This is a genomic window from Natrinema sp. DC36, from assembly GCF_020405225.1.
Lineage (GTDB): Archaea > Halobacteriota > Halobacteria > Halobacteriales > Natrialbaceae > Natrinema.
In genome coordinates this window covers 1953678-1969203 of sequence record NZ_CP084472.1, presented here as the reverse complement: position 1 = coordinate 1969203, position 15526 = coordinate 1953678, and the positions used below count along the sequence as shown (strand labels likewise).

19 protein-coding genes and 1 tRNA gene are annotated in these 15526 nt (G+C 63.8%); 12 read left to right on the top strand and 8 right to left on the bottom strand.

Annotation, left to right across the window (positions count from 1 at the left end):
• Positions 1-138 precede the first annotated feature (138 nt).
• Positions 139-678 (bottom strand): peptide-methionine (S)-S-oxide reductase MsrA, encoded by a 540-nt coding sequence (gene msrA, locus LDH74_RS10310; protein ID WP_226042411.1) that lies wholly within the window; start codon positions 676-678, stop codon positions 139-141.
• A gap of 114 nt (positions 679-792) precedes the next feature.
• Between msrA and LDH74_RS10305 the strand changes: the two genes are divergently transcribed.
• The gene (locus tag LDH74_RS10305; RefSeq protein ID WP_226042410.1) at positions 793-1563 is read left to right on the top strand and encodes an enoyl-CoA hydratase-related protein; all 771 of its coding nucleotides are present in this window, start codon (positions 793-795) and stop codon (positions 1561-1563) included.
• A gap of 13 nt (positions 1564-1576) precedes the next feature.
• Here the strand turns inward: LDH74_RS10305 and LDH74_RS10300 are convergent, their stop codons facing one another.
• Positions 1577-2242: a 2,5-diamino-6-(ribosylamino)-4(3H)-pyrimidinone 5'-phosphate reductase gene (locus LDH74_RS10300; protein WP_226042409.1), complete on the bottom strand. Its 666-nt coding sequence runs from the start codon at positions 2240-2242 to the stop codon at positions 1577-1579.
• A 190-nt stretch (positions 2243-2432) separates the two neighbouring features.
• On the opposite strand from LDH74_RS10300, the gene LDH74_RS10295 reads away from it, so the two are divergent.
• Positions 2433-2660, top strand: coding sequence for a hypothetical protein (locus tag LDH74_RS10295; RefSeq protein WP_226042408.1), 228 nt, complete (start codon positions 2433-2435; stop codon positions 2658-2660).
• A gap of 262 nt (positions 2661-2922) precedes the next feature.
• Entirely contained in the window at positions 2923-3918 is a 996-nt protein-coding gene (locus LDH74_RS10290) for a phosphate uptake regulator PhoU (RefSeq protein WP_226042407.1), read from the top strand.
• A 58-nt stretch (positions 3919-3976) separates the two neighbouring features.
• Here the strand turns inward: LDH74_RS10290 and LDH74_RS10285 are convergent, their stop codons facing one another.
• Positions 3977-4351, bottom strand: coding sequence for a 30S ribosomal protein S8e (locus LDH74_RS10285; protein WP_226042406.1), 375 nt, complete (start codon positions 4349-4351; stop codon positions 3977-3979).
• A gap of 188 nt (positions 4352-4539) precedes the next feature.
• Between LDH74_RS10285 and LDH74_RS10280 the strand changes: the two genes are divergently transcribed.
• Positions 4540-4824, top strand: a complete 285-nt coding sequence (locus LDH74_RS10280) for an AbrB/MazE/SpoVT family DNA-binding domain-containing protein (protein WP_226042405.1) — start codon at positions 4540-4542, stop codon at positions 4822-4824.
• Complete coding sequence (locus LDH74_RS10275) at positions 4817-5284, top strand: hypothetical protein (protein WP_226042404.1); 468 nt, start codon at positions 4817-4819, stop codon at positions 5282-5284. The genes LDH74_RS10280 and LDH74_RS10275 overlap by 8 nt, the downstream gene beginning before the upstream one ends.
• Positions 5285-5398: 114 nt before the next feature.
• Here LDH74_RS10275 and LDH74_RS10270 read toward each other — a convergent pair whose 3' ends face one another.
• On the bottom strand, positions 5399-6952 hold the full coding sequence (locus LDH74_RS10270) for a PQQ-binding-like beta-propeller repeat protein (protein WP_226042403.1): 1554 nt from the start codon (positions 6950-6952) through the stop codon (positions 5399-5401).
• Between the two features lie 4 nt (positions 6953-6956).
• Positions 6957-9212, bottom strand: a complete 2256-nt coding sequence (locus tag LDH74_RS10265; protein WP_226042402.1) for an NADP-dependent malic enzyme — start codon at positions 9210-9212, stop codon at positions 6957-6959.
• A gap of 148 nt (positions 9213-9360) precedes the next feature.
• On the opposite strand from LDH74_RS10265, the gene LDH74_RS10260 reads away from it, so the two are divergent.
• On the top strand, positions 9361-9825 hold the full coding sequence (locus tag LDH74_RS10260; RefSeq protein ID WP_226042401.1) for a phosphopantetheine adenylyltransferase: 465 nt from the start codon (positions 9361-9363) through the stop codon (positions 9823-9825).
• A 151-nt stretch (positions 9826-9976) separates the two neighbouring features.
• On the opposite strand, the gene LDH74_RS10255 is transcribed toward LDH74_RS10260, so the two are convergent.
• Positions 9977-10285 carry a transcription initiation factor IIB family protein gene (locus LDH74_RS10255; RefSeq protein WP_226042400.1) on the bottom strand — a complete coding sequence of 103 codons (309 nt, stop codon included), beginning with the start codon at positions 10283-10285 and terminating at the stop codon, positions 9977-9979.
• A gap of 245 nt (positions 10286-10530) precedes the next feature.
• Between LDH74_RS10255 and LDH74_RS10250 the strand changes: the two genes are divergently transcribed.
• The 4 genes from LDH74_RS10250 (at position 10531) to LDH74_RS10235 (ending at position 13074) form a co-directional block, all read left to right on the top strand.
• Entirely contained in the window at positions 10531-10704 is a 174-nt protein-coding gene (locus LDH74_RS10250; protein ID WP_176548193.1) for a hypothetical protein, read from the top strand.
• A 46-nt stretch (positions 10705-10750) separates the two neighbouring features.
• A tRNA-Leu gene (locus tag LDH74_RS10245) sits at positions 10751-10835 on the top strand.
• 657 nt (positions 10836-11492) lie between these two features.
• On the top strand, positions 11493-12305 hold the full coding sequence (gene dacZ, locus LDH74_RS10240; RefSeq protein ID WP_226042399.1) for a diadenylate cyclase DacZ: 813 nt from the start codon (positions 11493-11495) through the stop codon (positions 12303-12305).
• A 1-nt stretch (position 12306) separates the two neighbouring features.
• A complete protein-coding gene (locus LDH74_RS10235) occupies positions 12307-13074 on the top strand; it encodes a mechanosensitive ion channel domain-containing protein (RefSeq protein WP_226042398.1) in 768 nt (255 codons plus the stop codon).
• 45 nt (positions 13075-13119) lie between these two features.
• Here LDH74_RS10235 and LDH74_RS10230 read toward each other — a convergent pair whose 3' ends face one another.
• Complete coding sequence (locus tag LDH74_RS10230) at positions 13120-13941, bottom strand: nucleoside phosphorylase (RefSeq protein ID WP_226042397.1); 822 nt, start codon at positions 13939-13941, stop codon at positions 13120-13122.
• Between the two features lie 61 nt (positions 13942-14002).
• On the opposite strand from LDH74_RS10230, the gene LDH74_RS10225 reads away from it, so the two are divergent.
• Together LDH74_RS10225 and LDH74_RS10220 are read left to right on the top strand one after the other, a co-directional pair.
• Positions 14003-14434 carry a DUF488 family protein gene (locus LDH74_RS10225; protein WP_226042396.1) on the top strand — a complete coding sequence of 144 codons (432 nt, stop codon included), beginning with the start codon at positions 14003-14005 and terminating at the stop codon, positions 14432-14434.
• A 27-nt stretch (positions 14435-14461) separates the two neighbouring features.
• The gene (locus tag LDH74_RS10220) at positions 14462-15055 is read left to right on the top strand and encodes a flavin reductase family protein (RefSeq protein WP_226042395.1); all 594 of its coding nucleotides are present in this window, start codon (positions 14462-14464) and stop codon (positions 15053-15055) included.
• 17 nt (positions 15056-15072) lie between these two features.
• Here LDH74_RS10220 and cdd read toward each other — a convergent pair whose 3' ends face one another.
• Positions 15073-15471, bottom strand: coding sequence for a cytidine deaminase (cdd, locus tag LDH74_RS10215; RefSeq protein ID WP_226042394.1), 399 nt, complete (start codon positions 15469-15471; stop codon positions 15073-15075).
• Between the last annotated feature and the right edge of the window lie 55 nt (positions 15472-15526).

The window sequence follows — 15526 nt, the reverse complement described above, 5'->3', positions numbered from 1 at the left end:
GGGGTGGTCGGCTGCTCGTGAGAATACTCGGGGTCGCTCGGAATCCGTGCGCTCGTGAGAGCTGGACAGCAGTGTGCTTGCGACGATTCGATAGCGGTGTGCTCGCGACGACTCGACAGCAGCCCGCGGCGCGCGCCGTTATCGTGCTTCGCCCGCCGATTTCGTCTTCCGTTCGAACTTCTCTCGGACCTTCTCGACTTTCGGAGCCGCGTGCATCGTACAGTAGGCGTCGTTGGGATTCTTCTCGAAGTAGTCCTGATGTTTCTCCTCGGCGCGATAGAACGTCTCGAGGGACTCCAGTTCGGTCACCACGTCGTCCTCGTACTCCTCGTCGAGCGCCTCGATGTAGGCCTCGGCCTGTCTCCGCTGGTCCTCGTCGTGAGATAGCACGATAGAGCGGTACTGGGTTCCGACGTCGGGTCCCTGTCTGTTCAGCTGCGTCGGATCGTGGGTGGCGAAGAACACCTCGAGCAGTTCGTCGTAGCCGATTTCGTCGGGATCGTACTCCACTTGCACGACCTCCGCGTGGCCGGTGTTTCCGGAGCAGACCTCGCGGTAAGACGGATCCTCGACGTGTCCGCCGGCGTAGCCGGACGTGACCGATTCGACGCCCTCGAGTTCTTTCATCGCCGCCTCGGTACACCAGAAGCAGCCGCCGCCGAACGTGGCTCGTTCCATGTCTTCCAGTAGGGTGCGAGCGAGGAAAGGTGTGACGGGGACCGCGGTCGCGGGCAGCGCTCGATCGCTCCCGCCGTGCGAAACGATATGCCGGTGGCAGTCGAACGCCGCGGTATGTCCTGGGACACAGTCCGACTCGAGTGGGACGGAAACGTCGCGACGCTCACGGTCGACCGCCCCGACGCGCTCAACGCGTTGAACGTCGAAACGCTCGAAGCGATGGGCGAGGCCCTCGAGAAGGCCGCGGACGAAGATGCGCGCGTTCTCGTTCTGACGGGTGCCGGCGACGCGTTCATCGCCGGCGCGGACATCAAATACATGCGGGATCTCTCCGCCGAAGCCGCCCAGGAGTGGGGCGAACTCGGTCACGACGTAGCCGACGCGCTCGAGGCGTTCCCCGCGCCGACGGTCGCCGCGGTCAACGGCTACGCGTTCGGCGGCGGCTGCGAGATGGCGCTGGCCTGCGACCTGCGGGTCGCGGCCGAATCGGCGCTGATCGGCAACACCGAGATCGATCTCGGTATCATTCCTGGCTGGGGAGCCACCCAGCGGCTGCCGCGGCTGGTCGGCGACGAAACCGCGCGGCGGATGATCTTCCTCGGCGAACGGCTCGACGCCGACTCCGCCGCGGAGGCAGGTCTGTTCGGCGAGGTCGTTCCCGACGACGACCTCGAGAGCGTCGTCGACGAACTGGCCGCTCGGCTCGCCGCACAGCCGGCGTTCGCCATGCGAACCGCCAAACAGGCCATCAATCGGGGACTCGAGGGCTCCCAGGAGAGCGGGCTCGCCTATGAAAAACGCGCCTTCGCGAGCCTCTTCGGTACGCACGATCAGCGCGAGGGAATGGCGGCGTTCGTCGAGGATCGCGATCCGGAGTTCGAGTGACTCGAGTATCCCTCTAGCGTTCGTCGACTCGCCAGGTCAACACGACGCCGTCGTCGAGCCGGTCGACCTCCGCGAGCTCGAGCGTCGGAAAGTCGGCGACGAACCCCTCGCCGTCGGCCAGCGTCGGGGCGTCGCGGCCGCCGATGACTGTCGGGCCGACGAACACCCGTAGCTCGTCGACCAGCCCGGCCTCGAACAGCGAGAAGATGAGTTCGCCCCCGCCCTCGACCATGATCCGCTCGAGGCCCTGCTCTTGCAGCGTCGCAAACGCTCGCAGGAGGTCGACTCGCTCGTCACCCGCCGTAACCAACTCGGCGCAGTCGGCGAGGGCCGCGCGTCGATCGACGGGGGCGGCCTCGCTCAGACAGACGTAGGTCGTCGCCGCGTCGTCGAGGATCGCCGCGTCCGTCGGGGTTCGGCCGCTCGAGTCGACGACCACTCGCGCGGGATTCGCCGGGCGGCCGTCCTCTCGGCGCTGGGAGCGCAACTCCGCGTCCTTGACAGTCAGGTGCGGATCGTCCGCGAGGACGGTTCCGACGCCGACCACGACGGCGTCGCTCGCTGCCCGGAGCCGATCGACGCGTGCGAAATCCGCCTCGCCGCTGATCGCGATCTGTTCGCGCCGGCGCGAGGAGAGTTTACCGTCCGCACTCGCGGCGGCGTTGACGACGACGTGCATACCCGTGGTGGGCGGTCGACCGTAAAGAAATCTCGTGTCTCGACGATCTCTGGGACGCGTCACGATGGCGGGCTCTCGAGAGACACCCTTCTCCCCGCCTTCGGATACCCCTATAGATCCCTCAATACCACAACTAGCAGTGGCTTTGTACGTGTCGTCGCTCGGATCGCATACACGATCCCTCGAACCCATGAACGGATCCACCAGCGGTCACGACGACCGGTCCGCCCGACGGAGACTCGCCGCGGTCGCGCAACACGAGAGCGACGCGCCTGCGCTCGAGTCGATCGTCGTCCGATACGAGGACCGCCCCGATCGGTGTACGATCGCGCCGCGCGAGTGCTCCGAGGCCGATCAGTTGACGACGTGGATATCGGCGAACGTCCGGGCGTTCGTCGACCTCGCCGACGTACGATAGCGACGAATCGTCTCGGATCTGCCCCGCGTATCGCTCGCTCGGTTCGCGTCGCCGAGATCGGCGTTCTTCCCGTCGATTCCGGCTAATACATACCTATATACGATCTATATAGGTCTATGTTTGTCAACTTTTTTCGATGGATGTATACACTCTAGTTGATAGCGGAAATACCGCAAAGACTGCCTAATACGCCGCTATTCCCGCGTTCCATATTTCTCTATAGACTGGTAGATTTATATTGTTGCAGTAAAAACGGCTGCGTATGGAGACGCGAAAAGTCCAAGTGACTGGCGGGTCGACGTACACAGTCTCGCTGCCGAAGACGTGGGCGACGGCCAACGACGTGAGCAGCGGGACGACGGTCGAGTTCTACCCCGAGGGCGACGAACTGCTCCTCACTCCCGAACGCGAAACGCGCCGCCAAGAGGGGACGCTGGACGTCTCCGGGCTCGCGGACGAACAGCTCATGCGGGCGGTGATGACGATGTACGTCAGCGGCTTCGACGTCATCTCGCTGGAGGCGGGCCGGATCACGACCGAGCAGCGCAGCGCGATCCGCGATGCGACTCAGCGACTCGTCGGCGTCGAGGTTCTCGAGGAAACCAGCGACAGCGTGGTCATCCAGGACCTCCTCGACTCCTCGGAGCTGTCGATCGTCAACGCCGTCACGCGGATGCGCCTGATCGCCAAATCGATGCTCGAGGACGCCGTGACCGCGCTGATCGAGAACGACGACGACATCGCTCGCGACGTGATCGAGCGCGACGACGATGTCGACCGGCTCTGGCTCGTCGTCTCGCGGATCTTCCGCGCGACGCTGCGATCGCCCCGCGCCGTCGAGGAACTGGGCGTCTCGCGCGAGGCCTGTTTCGACTTTCACTCGAGCGCCCGCCAGCTCGAGCGGATCGCCGACCACGCCGTCAAGATCAGCGATATCGCGCTCAAACTCGACGAGCTTCCCGCCGACGTGGCCGACGCCCTCCACGGACTCCACGTCGAAGCCGCGAGCGTCTTCGACCAGTCGATGGACGCGCTGTTCGCCGACGAATCCGAGGAGGCGACCCGGCTGGGCCACGACGCGCTCGCTGCCGTCCTCGAGATTGACGAGCACACCCGTCAGATTGACGATACGCTTCGCGACCTCGAGCCAGCACAGGCCCAGTCGCTGGGACTGATCGTCGACTCGCTATCCAGAAGCGCCGACTACGGCGGCAACATCGCCGAGACGGCGTTACAGAAGGCGGCACCGCGGCCCTGAATCCGCGGCAGCGCCGCTCGGGAACAGTGCGCAAAAACCGACCGAAACCCGTCGATCGCTACTCCTCGAGGAGAACGGCGGTGACCTGACCGGTCTGACCGGGTCGCGACCGGACGCGGGCTCGACCCTCGCTCGTCTCGATGACGGCTCCCTTGGTGATGATGTTCCGGCGGACGTAGTTCGGGTTGGCGTCGTTCTCGATGACGTCCTCGATATCCGCGGGCACCGTCTCGTCGCCCTTGTTGACGCTCGCGACGTTCGTGGCGAGCGCTCGCGTCTTCGTGCCGTTACCGCGGACGTCGATGGTTCGGAATCGCGGCTCGCCGACCTCGGTCTCCGTCGGCAGTCGACCGAGTTCGTCCTTGCGGCTATTTCGAACGTTCTTCAGTCGGCCACCGGTTCGCTTGCGCGTAGAGCGTCCCTGATCTTGCATACCCAATCAAAATCTTGGCGTCTACTTGAATGCACTGCTACGAAATTCCCGCTGCGAGTACGCTACGAGGATGTCGACGTCCTCCTTTCTGACTCTCATATGTGGAATACGGTTTCTCTATTTTGAGCGAGAACGGAATCGGTGCCCTCACCAGAACGGTTATGATCGGTCCCACTCTACGTGGGAATATGGCGAAGGTGGATTCGAAGGGACGAATCGTCCTTCCACAGGAGGTGCGAGATCGCCTCGGTATCACTCCCGGTACCGAAGTCGAAATCCGCGAGGAAGACGGGAAAGCGGTCGTCGCACCCGAAGACGATCCCGAACAGATTCTCGACCGTATGGAACAACTCGTCGCGGAGACGGCTTCTCGAGACGGGGAGACGAGTTCGCTCGACGAGGGCGTCGATCCGATCGCTCAGAAGCACAGAGACGCTGTCCAGCGAGGAGCCGAGAAAGATAGCGATGAGTGACGCGGGCGATCCGTATTTATTCGACGTTGGAGTGATCGCTCTCGCACACACGGAGACCCCGGTTCGCGATGCTGCGCTCTCGTATATCCGAGATGCCATCGCCGGCGATATAGAAGCCGTTGTGCCGTATCCTGCGCTATTCGGAGCTCACAACGTCCTCACGGCGTACTACGGACAATCGAACGCAGATGCGTCTCGGCTTCTACAGAATTTCATGGATGCAAAGCGAATTCACTGGTACGACCGAATGCCCGACGAGATCGTACGCGGAGGATTTGCTCGAGCGTGCAGTGCGAATATCGGTGGCTGGGACGGATACTATGCCCAAGTGGCGATCGACGAAGAAGTGAACACGATTCTGACGATCGACTATGATTTCGAACAGTTCGATGCGTTCGCCACCGAAGTCATCCTCTCACCCGAGGAATTTAGCGAATTGAACAGGTTTCTCGAAACCTGATTCCGTTCTTCATTTCATCGGCATCCTCCCGCGCCTGAAGACGCGAGCTTTGTTGTAGTGCTTATTATGTGAATCTACTGAGAGACACGGAGTCGTCTACGTCGGCAGCGATCGTCATTCGTCCGGGACCAGGCAGTACGCACGGCCGGGCTTCTCGAGCACCGTCTCCTCGTCGTCATCGTAGTAGTTCGAGAAGACGCCGCGCTCGGCGTAATAGATCCGGCCGTCGCGGGGGATCGCGCCGCTGGTGACGTGGCCGCGGTTTTCGACCCGCCAGCGCCGATCACCGGTCTCCCTGTCGAGTGCGTACAGGTGGGTGTCGTAGGAACCGACGAGTATCGTTTCCGCCGTGGCAGTGATCGAGCCGATGACGTGGCCGTCGACGTCCGTCGACCACAGTTCGTCGCCGGTCGCGGCCTCGAGCGCGTAGACGCGGTGGCTATCGCTACCGACGTAGACGACTCCTCGGTTGGGATCGATCGCCGGATTCGACATGACGACGTCGCCGGTGTCGAACGACCACTCCTCGCTGCCGTCGGCGAGATCAAGGCGGTAGAACCGGCCGTCCCAGGAGCCGACGAACGCCGCGCCGTCGTACGTCGGGATCGTTCCCTTGATCTGCGCACCGAGATTGAATCGACCGTTCGCCATCGATTCGCCGTCGGGGCCGCCCTCGCCGCCCGCCTGGAACGACCAGGCGAACTCGAGGGAGGGAAACTCCCAGCAGTAAACGACGCCGTCGTTGGAGCCGGTAACGAGCCGGCCGGCCTGGCAGTCGATCGCGGGCGAGGGATGGGGCATCCCCCATATGCGGTCGTCGCTCCAGGTCGGATTCCCGGTCGCGGCGTCGACCTCCCACAGCGCGCCGCTGGCGGGGTTCTTGTGTTCGGTGAGGAGATAGAGCGAGCCGTCGACGTACGCGGGACTCGAGCCGATCGCGATCGCATCGCCGAACTCGCGCATTCGGGTGTGCCAGATCGTGCTTCCGGAGTCGATGTCGACGGCGTAGAGTTCGCCGTCGTAGCCGCCGATGTAGGCGGTGCCGTCGGCTATCGCCGGCGTCCCGTGGAAGCCGAGGCTTCTGCCGGCCCCGGTCTCGCGTTCCCAGCGGTGCTCGCCGGTCGGTCTGACGGCGTGAATTCGACCGTCGTCGCCGGCAATCAGCACCGTCTCGCCGTCGGGCGTCGGCCGGGGCGTCGATTTGGCCGCGGTATGGCCGATGCGGTTGACCGGGAACGACCAGTCGACGCGCACCGATGACGGAACTGTTTCTTCGGGGTAGTAGCCGTACCGTCGCAGTCCGCGACGGAACATCGACACGTCGTCGTCCGCCGGTAGCGGCACGTAGCCGTCCGCCGTCTCCGCGGCGCTGGCGACGGCGGAGCAGTCGGGTGGCGACCGGTACTGTCGGCCGACACAACCGGCGAGACCGACGGCTCCGGCAGTTCCTGCGGTACTGAGAAGCTGCCGTCTGGTGAACCGAGCACCGCCGGCCTCGGAGGTGCTCCGATCGGAGTCGGGTCCGGGGACCGCCCGATCAGATTCGGGCTCGTAGACTGCCTGCTTGGAGTCGGCTTCGTGGACCGCCTGATCGGAGTCGCCGTTCCGACCGGTGTCGCCGTTCCGTTCGGAGTCGCCGTCCCGTGGGTCGGCCGCGTGCTCGCTCACCGTCTCACTCCTGCTGGGCGTCGACGACCGCAACGCCGGCGAGGTTCACGATGTCCTTGACCTCGTCGCCCCGCTGGAGGACGTGAACCGGCTTGTCCATTCCGACCAGCATCGGCCCGATCGCGTCCGCGCCGCCGAGGCGCTGAAGCAGCTTGTAGCCGATGTTGCCCGACTCGAGGTTCGGGAAGACGAGCACGTTCGCGGGCTGCTCGAGCTCCGAAAAGCCGTAGGTTCCCTCGAGGATGTCCTCGACGACGGCGGTGTCAGCCTGCATCTCGCCGTCGACGGGGAAGTCGACTTCGGGGTCGTCCTGCAGCATCGAGGCCGCCTTTCGAGGTTTGCGCGTCCCCTCGTTGTCGACGCTGCCGAAGTTCGAGTACGAGAGCAAGGCGGCGCGCGGTTCGACGTTGAACCGTCGCGCGAGTTTCCCGGTCTGCTTGGTAACCTCCGCGAGAACGTCCTCGTTGGGAGCCTGGTTGACCGTCGCGTCGGCCACGAAGATGACGCGGTTCTTGAACGTGAGCAGGTAGACGCCGGCAGCGTAGTCGACGTCGTCGGCGGTGCCGATCACTTGCAGCGGCGGTCGGAGCGCCGACGGGTAGTGATGGGAAAGGCCGGTCAGGAGCGCGTCCGCGTCGCCCTGTTCGACCATGACGCTACCGAAGTAGTTCGAGTCGCGCTCGATGAGTTCGCCGGCTTCGCTCCGCGTGATTCCCTTGCGAGAGCGGAGTTCGTGGAGCCGGTCGGCGTACTCCTCGTAGTCGCCGACGGACGGGTCGGCGACGGTCGGATCGAAATCCAGGCCGAGGTTCGCGGCCGTTCCCCGGATGTCGTCCTCGTCGCCGATGAGGATCGGCAGGGCGATCCCCTGCTCCTGGATCTGGTAGGCGGCGCGGATCATCTTCTCGTTCTCGCCCTCCGCGAGTGCGACCGTCTTCGGCTCGCTCTTGGCCTTGTTGAGGACGACGCGCATCATCTCACGCGATTTTCCGAGGCGGGCCTCCAGTTCTTCCTCGTAGGCCTCGAGGTCGATCTCGGTGCGAGCGGCACCGGATTCCATCGCGGCCTCGGCGATCGCCGGTGCGACGCGGAAGAGCACCCGCGGATCGACGGGTTTGGGAATGATGTAGTTCGGGCCGTACTGAATCGCCTCGTCGCCGTAGGCCTTGACGACCGCGTCGGGAACGTCCTGGCGGGCGAGTTCGGCGAGCGCCTCGGCGCAGGCGACCTTCATCTCCTCGTTGATCTCGGTCGCACGCACGTCGAGCGCGCCGCGGAAGATGAAGGGGAAACCGAGGACGTTGTTGACCTGATTCGGGTAGTCGGAGCGTCCGGTCGCCATGATAACCGTATCGTCGCGGGCTTCTTTGGCGTCCTCGTAGCCGATCTCCGGATCGGGATTGGCCATCGCGAAGACGATCGGATTGTCGGCCATGGACTGGACCATCTCCTGGGAGACGATCCCGCCGATCGAGAGGCCGACGAAGACGTCCGTCCCCTCCATCGCGTCCGCGAGTCCCCCCTCGGGCACGTCGCGGGCGAACTGTTGCTTGTACTCGTTGACGTCGCCGGCCGCCGCGCGCTCCTCGGTGATGATCCCCGAGGAGTCACACATCGTGATGTTCTCCTTCTTACAGCCCAGCGAGACGTAGAACCGGGCCGTCGCGATCGCGCTCGCGCCCGCTCCCGAGAACGTGATTTCGAGTTCCTCGAGCGACTTCCCCGCGACGTCGGCGGCGTTGATGAGCGCCGCCCCGGAGATGATCGCGGTGCCGTGCTGGTCGTCGTGGAAGACCGGGATGTCGATCTCCTCGCGCAGGCGCTCCTCGACGGTGAAACACTCGGGCGCTTTGATATCCTCGAGATTGACGCCACCGAAGGTGGGTTCCATCATCTTGACGGCCTCGACGAGTTTGTCGGGATCGGCTTCGTCGAGTTCGATGTCGAAGACGTCGATGTCGGCGAACCGCTTGAACAGGACTCCCTTGCCCTCCATGACCGGTTTCGACGCTTGCGCACCGATGTCGCCCAGTCCGAGCACGGCGGAACCGTTCGAGACGACCCCGACGAGATTGCCCTTGGCCGTGTACTGATAGGCGTCGGTTTCGTCTGCGTCGATCTCGAGACACGGCGCGGCCACGCCCGGCGAGTACGCCAGTGAGAGGTCGCGTTGCGTATTCGTCGGTTTCGTGGTCGAAATCTCTATTTTTCCGGGTGGATCGGTGCGGTGATACTCCAGTGAATCCTCATCTAATCCCATACCGGGGACACTGCGGGGGACTACTAAAAACAATGCGAAGGGGACTTTCGACAATCGTCGAAATCAAAGTGGTGCGGGAGCCCCGATTCCACGGAAGCAGATGCACTGATTCGACCGTTTTATACGCACCGCGCAAGTGAGATGGGGTATGGACGTCGCGCTTGGTGGGACCTTCGACCCCGTTCATGACGGCCATCGACGGCTGTTCGAACGGGCGTTCGAACTCGGGGACGTGACGGTCGGGTTGACCAGCGACGAACTCGCACCGAAGTCGCGAGACGTCGATCGACACGTCCGATCGTACGACGAACGCGAAGACGCGCTCGCTGCCGAACTCGAGTCGATCGCTGCCGACCACGACCGCGAGTTCGAGATTCGGATGCTCGAATCCCCGACGGGGATCGCGACCGAACCACAGTTCGACTACCTCGTCGTCTCCCCCGAAACCCGCGAGGGCGGCAAACGGATCAACGAGATCCGCCGCGAAAACGGGCACGACCCGCTCGAAGTGGTCGTCGTCCCCCACCTCGTCGCGGACGACGGCGACATCATCTCGAGCACCCGGATCGTCGCGGGCGAGATCGACGAGCACGGGGCCGTCATCGACGAGTGACGCGAACGACCGACTTCCGTCGACCGAGCGCGCTACTCGTCTCTTCTGCGTGAACTGATTTTCGAGTTCCGTCGCCGCGTCGTTCTCGTATCGTCCGCTTGTGCAAAATCAGTCCGCCACTGTGCCGGGAAACAGTGGGTGTACGAGACCGCTACCAGCGGGGCGGTTCGAGTCCGGCCGACTCGAGCAGTTCCTTCCAGCGGGACTGGATCGACAGTCGGGAAACGTCCGCGGCGTCGGCGACTGCGCCCTGGGTGCGGCCGTCACCGGCGACGAGCGAACCGGCGTAGAGGCTGGCAGCGAGCACCGCTCGCTTCGAGCGATCGGCGTCTGGAACGTCTGCGAGGAAGAGATCGGCCGCGCACGATCGAGCCTCGCTCGTCAGTTCCAGCCGGTCGGCGACGGTCTCGAGCTCCTCGAGCCACGGTTCGTATTCGATGCGATCCCGGGCGCTGTGCATACCTCGGGATATCGGATCGGACGGGATAAACGTGTGGTCCGACCGCGCGATTTCGCCGGTCGGCCGATACGACCCCGGCACGATCCCGTCGCCTCCCAATGGAGTACTACGGATGGCAACGGTTCGCTACGAATATCCCGGAAAACCGGCCGTTCTCCGTCGATTTCACTAGGTGACAACTACTAAACCAGCCGTCCACCGAAGCGGTACTCGACGCCAGCCGCGGTGTCGGTTCACGACGCCTCATGAAAGAGCCAACCTGCAAACTCGTCTGTACCGGTTGCGGACTCGAGATGCCGTATCGGGAGCGGTCGCTGGCCGAACAGGCCGCGGAGCTCCACCAGCTTCGGGATCCGGAGCACGTGACGTTTATCGTCCCGCCGGATTGGTCGCCGGAAGAGCCGGTGAAACGCCCTTGACGTGGACCGACAGCTACTTACTCGACTCGAGAAAAGTCGGGACCGGGCGCGGGTAGCCAAGCTAGGCCAACGGCGCAGCGCTTAGGACGCTGTCCCGTAGGGGTCCGCCGGTTCGAATCCGGTCCCGCGCACTGCGAGACGCGATCGTAGTGAGCGTCTCGGTTTTGCGAACGGTGAGCGAAGTGAGCCGTGAGCACTGAACGGAAAACCGCGAGCGTAGCGAGCGGTTTGGAGTGAGGGAGCAGGAGCGGATTCGAACCCTGCAAGTCGCAGCGCTCGAGCGGAGCGAGAGCGACCGTCTTGCTCCGGTTCGAATCCGGTCCCGCGCATTCTCCGCGAACAACTTCGCGAGCGGAGAATGCAGCCACCAGATTCGAATCAGGGAGCAGCTTTGCTGCGGCCGTGGTTCGAATCCGGTCTCGCACACTGTGAGACGCTCACTGTACCCACACCTCGAGTTCGCGACCAGTGACCGAAGCGAGCTGTGAGCACTGAACGGATCGTGGAGCGGAGTGGGAACACGGAGACCACGTCGGTTGATACCGTTGCTCGAGTCCGAATTCGGAGAGGTGAGCCGACGCTGATATCGATCGAAACTCTTCCCGCGAACCGAGAACCGGGTCGAGGACGGCGACGTGTCGCGATCGGTCGCTTCCCCGGGCGCTGTCCCGAACCGAATGGCGAAATAATGACAGTTATTTTGAACGCGGCAGAATTCGGATAGAATCGGCAGACGAGCGTCAGACGCCCCATAACGCTTATTCGAGCAGGACCGAGTTATAGTATCAATGGCCGGGATAGACGACGTGTTCGGGGATCTCTTCGCGAGTGTCGATGCCGTCGTACTCTTTTCACCGAGCGGTTCGTACTACGAGCGGTTCGTGGCCGTCGAAGACCTCGACGTGGTCGTCGTCGGCACCGAAAACGCCGTGGGTGCGGAGACGTTCGTCGAACTCCCCCTCGAGTTCGAGGACATCTCCGAGCGGATCAGATTCGGGCTCGAGGGCGCGCTCGAACAGGGCGTGATCGAAGACGGTGACGAACTCGCCTGTGCAACGAGCGTTTTCGGGGATGGAATCGATACGGTTTCTCGCGTCCGCGCTGACGCGGAAAACCACACCGGGATCTACGACATCTTCGCCAAATCCCGCGCGGACCCCGAAGTGGTCAAGGCGGTCCTCGAACTGGCGATCGAACTGGGACAGAAGGGCCAGAAGGGCAAACCCGTCGGCGCGCTGTTCATCGTCGGCGACGCGGGGAAGGTGATGAACAAGTCCCGCCCGCTTTCGTACAACCCCTTCGAGAAGTCCCACGTCCACGTCGGCGATCCGATCGTGAACGTCATGCTGAAGGAGTTCTCGCGGCTCGACGGTGCGTTTATCATCTCTGACGCGGGAAAGATCGTCTCCGCGTACCGCTACCTCGAGCCGTCGGCGGAGGGAGTCGACATTCCGAAGGGGTTAGGGGCGCGGCACATGGCCGGCGGCGCGATCACGCGGGATACCAACGCGATCGCGATCGTGCTCTCGGAGAGCGACGGGCTCGTCCGGGCGTTCAAGGGCGGTGAACTCATTCTGGAGGTCGATCCGGAGGCGTACTGATATGGTGGACTGGCAGACGTTCGTCAACGAGCCGGCCGTCATCGCCGCGGCCGTGCTCGCACTCGGGCTGGTCGTCGGTTATCTCGTCGGCAAGCTCAACGAAGAGTTACTTTCGGCCTCGGGCGTCCCGGAAGCCGTCGAGGGAACGCCGTTCGAGCGGACGGCTCAGTCGATCGGGACCTCGACGGTCGAGATCGTCGCCCGGCTGAGTTCCTGGTTCATCTACGGCATCGCGGTGCTCACCGCGATCCACATCGCGCAGTTGCTGGACACTGACGCGTTCTGGCTCCGCGTCACCGAGTTCATCCCGCAGCTGTTCATCGCCGTGCTCGTGCTCATTCTGGGATTTATCGTCGCGGACAAGTCGGAACTGATCGTCAGCGAGTATCTGCGAGGCGTCAAGCTTCCCGAGGTGTCGGTCATCCCGAAACTGGTCAAGTACTCCGTGCTGTACGTCACGTTCATCATCGCGCTCGGCCAGATCGGCGTCCACGTGTTGGCGCTGTTGATATTGTTGACGGTGTACGCCATCGGGATCGTCATCGTCGGCACCGTCGCCTTCAAGGAGTTCCTCGTCTCGAGCGCCGCGGGTATCTATCTCCTTCTGAACCAGCCTTACGGGATCGGCGACGAGGTCCGAATCGGCGACCAGACGGGTATCGTCCAGGAGGTCGATCTGTTCGTCACCAAGATCGAAGACGACTCGGAGGAGTACATCGTCCCGAACCGCAAGGTCTTCGAGAACGGCATCATCCGGATGCGAGACTAACACGGGGAACTCGTCGATTCCGGATGGCTATTCGATTCCGGAGCGCTACTCGAGCGAGAGACCGGCGTGCCAGCGGTCGACGCCCGCCTCTCGTTTGACGGCGTCCATTTTCGCCAGCAGATGGGTCGCGAGCGTCGCGGTTTCGGCGGCGCGGGACTCTCCTTCGGTCCGGAACTCGCCGGTTTCGCGGTTGGCGTAGACGGTACAGACGGCGCCGGCTCGGAGCCCGTACAGACTCGCGAGGGTGAGGATGGCGCTGGCCTCCATCTCGATGTTGGTGACGTTCGCCGCTTTGAGCTCGTCGACCAACTCGTCGGAACCGGCGGCTTCGAAGCCGTCGAATCCCGGCCGGCCCTGGCCGGCGTAGAACGAGTCCGCGCTCATCGTCACGCCGGTGTGATAGTCGTAGCCGAGCCGTTCGGCGGCGGCGACGAGTGCGGATACCACCTCGTAATCCGCGGCGGCCGGATAGTCCTCGCGGACGTACTCGTCGCTGGTTCCCTCCTGACGGACCGCGCCGGTCGTGATCACCAGGTCTCCGACGGCCATCTCGGGCTGGATCGCACCGCAGGAGCCGACCCGGATGAACGTCTCGACGCCGACTCGAGCAAGTTCCTCGACGGCGATCGCGGCGGAGGGGCTGCCGATGCCGGTCGAGGTGACCGAGATGGGCGTCCCGTCGGCTTCGCCCGTCGCCGTTCGGTACTCGCGGTGGTGGGCCCGCATCTCGTACTCGTCCCAGAACGCGACGATCTTCTCGAGGCGCTCGGGGTTTCCGGGGAGGAGCACGGTATTCGCCACGTCGTCGGGAGCGACCTCGAGGTGGTACTGGACGTCGGCGTTCGGATTTTCGCTGTCGTGGGACATTGAATAGCGTCGATTCGATCCGACGCTGTATATAAATGCGGGACGCGCGTACCGTCCCGGTATGGCTCGAGGGACGCTTACGGACACCTACGTCGCTGCGATCCAACACGAACTGGTCGATTTGCCGGCGGATGCGATACGTGTGGGTGTCGTTCGACAACCGACGTCGTGGTTCCACGCGGCAGTCGACGAGAACATCCCAGCGCTCGGGCCGCCCACGGACTTGCTCGAGTCGATGCGCGAGGCCGAGGAGGACATGAAGATGCAGGGCCTCTGCGAGGAGGGAGCCCACAACGCCGCGTGGGACCAGGTCGGGTTCGGTGAGGCGTATCGCGAGTACCTCGAGAACGCTGACGAGGCGCAGGCGGCGGTCGCTGCGCTGAACGATCGGCTGTCATCCGGCGAGTCGCTGGCGCTGGTCTGCTACGAGAACACCGAGAAGAAGCGGTGTCACCGGACGATTCTCGGGGAGTTCCTCGAGGCGCAGGCTTGAGTAGTAAGGTCGCATATCGACGGAGTGATGGACGAATTCGCTCCCTCGGACCGTACGGAACGCGAGATCGCGCGTCTGGTCAAAACCGTCGTCACCCCGCGACCGATCGCCTGGATCAGTACGGTGAGCGACGCGGGCGTCGATAACCTTGCGCCGTTCAGTTCGTACAACTACGTCTCCCTGACGGAGCCCACCGTGCTGTTCAACACGCCCAACGGATCCCGCAGCGAGCTGAAGGATACGGCCCGCAACGCGCTCGAGAGCGGTGAGTTCGTCGTCAATATCGTCACGGAAGCCGATATCGAGCGGATGGACCACACCTCCGCGGCCCTTCCGGAAGACGAGAGTGAGTTCGACCTCGCCGATGTCGAACGCGGGGAGTCGCGAACGGTTTCAGCGCCCCGCGTGGCGGACGCGGTCGTGTCGATGGAGTGTACGCTCCACGATTCGATCGAGGTCCACGACAAGCTGATGATCCTCGGCGACGTTCAGTACGTCCACGTCGACGATGAGCTCTTGACCGACGGCCAGATCGATATGCGCGATCTCGATACCGTCGGCCGACTCGGCGGGCCATACTATACTGTCTCCGATCCGCTGCCGTTCGAGCGGCAGTTCTGAGAACTGCGCGTTGCGAGTTACTCGAGCGTTTCCTGACTGATCGTGTTCGGCAGCAGTTCCCCGAGCGTGTACTCGGTCGGCTCCTCCCCCTCGCCCTCGTCACAGGAGACGACGAGGTCGTCGTCGCAGAACTCCGCGAGCGTCTGGCGACACATTCCACAGGGTGTGACGCCGTCGCGGCGCCCCGAACTCACCGCGAGTCGCGTAAAGTCGCGGTGGCCGTTCTTGACTGCCTCCGCGATCGCGACCTCCTCCGCGTGGAGGCTGTTGCTGAAGTTCGCGTTCTCGAGATTGCAGCCCACGAAGACCTCGCCGTCAGCGGTTTCGAGGGCAGCACCCACCCGGTACTCGGAGTAGGGGACGTGGGCGCGTTCCTGGACGTCGCGAGCGGCGTCGATGAGATCGCTGGCCGTCATGACGGATGGTAGCTCGAGCGAGTGCAAGAAGGCATCGACCGGAGCGGAATCGCCG

Coding starts and splice junctions, on each gene's coding strand:
- LDH74_RS10235 (WP_226042398.1), top strand. CDS start 12,307: ATGGTGGACTGGCAGACGTTCGTCAACGAGCCGGCCGTCATCGCCGCG.
- LDH74_RS10225 (WP_226042396.1), top strand. CDS start 14,003: ATGGCTCGAGGGACGCTTACGGACACCTACGTCGCTGCGATCCAACAC.
- LDH74_RS10220 (WP_226042395.1), top strand. CDS start 14,462: ATGGACGAATTCGCTCCCTCGGACCGTACGGAACGCGAGATCGCGCGT.
- LDH74_RS10255 (WP_226042400.1), bottom strand. CDS start 10,285: ATGCACAGCGCCCGGGATCGCATCGAATACGAACCGTGGCTCGAGGAG.
- LDH74_RS10290 (WP_226042407.1), top strand. CDS start 2,923: ATGGAGACGCGAAAAGTCCAAGTGACTGGCGGGTCGACGTACACAGTC.
- LDH74_RS10275 (WP_226042404.1), top strand. CDS start 4,817: ATGAGTGACGCGGGCGATCCGTATTTATTCGACGTTGGAGTGATCGCT.
- cdd (WP_226042394.1), bottom strand. CDS start 15,471: ATGACGGCCAGCGATCTCATCGACGCCGCTCGCGACGTCCAGGAACGC.
- LDH74_RS10250 (WP_176548193.1), top strand. CDS start 10,531: ATGAAAGAGCCAACCTGCAAACTCGTCTGTACCGGTTGCGGACTCGAG.
- LDH74_RS10260 (WP_226042401.1), top strand. CDS start 9,361: ATGGACGTCGCGCTTGGTGGGACCTTCGACCCCGTTCATGACGGCCAT.
- dacZ (WP_226042399.1), top strand. CDS start 11,493: ATGGCCGGGATAGACGACGTGTTCGGGGATCTCTTCGCGAGTGTCGAT.
- msrA (WP_226042411.1), bottom strand. CDS start 678: ATGGAACGAGCCACGTTCGGCGGCGGCTGCTTCTGGTGTACCGAGGCG.
- LDH74_RS10295 (WP_226042408.1), top strand. CDS start 2,433: ATGAACGGATCCACCAGCGGTCACGACGACCGGTCCGCCCGACGGAGA.
- LDH74_RS10285 (WP_226042406.1), bottom strand. CDS start 4,351: ATGCAAGATCAGGGACGCTCTACGCGCAAGCGAACCGGTGGCCGACTG.
- LDH74_RS10280 (WP_226042405.1), top strand. CDS start 4,540: ATGGCGAAGGTGGATTCGAAGGGACGAATCGTCCTTCCACAGGAGGTG.
- LDH74_RS10265 (WP_226042402.1), bottom strand. CDS start 9,212: ATGGGATTAGATGAGGATTCACTGGAGTATCACCGCACCGATCCACCC.
- LDH74_RS10230 (WP_226042397.1), bottom strand. CDS start 13,941: ATGTCCCACGACAGCGAAAATCCGAACGCCGACGTCCAGTACCACCTC.
- LDH74_RS10305 (WP_226042410.1), top strand. CDS start 793: ATGTCCTGGGACACAGTCCGACTCGAGTGGGACGGAAACGTCGCGACG.
- LDH74_RS10300 (WP_226042409.1), bottom strand. CDS start 2,242: ATGCACGTCGTCGTCAACGCCGCCGCGAGTGCGGACGGTAAACTCTCC.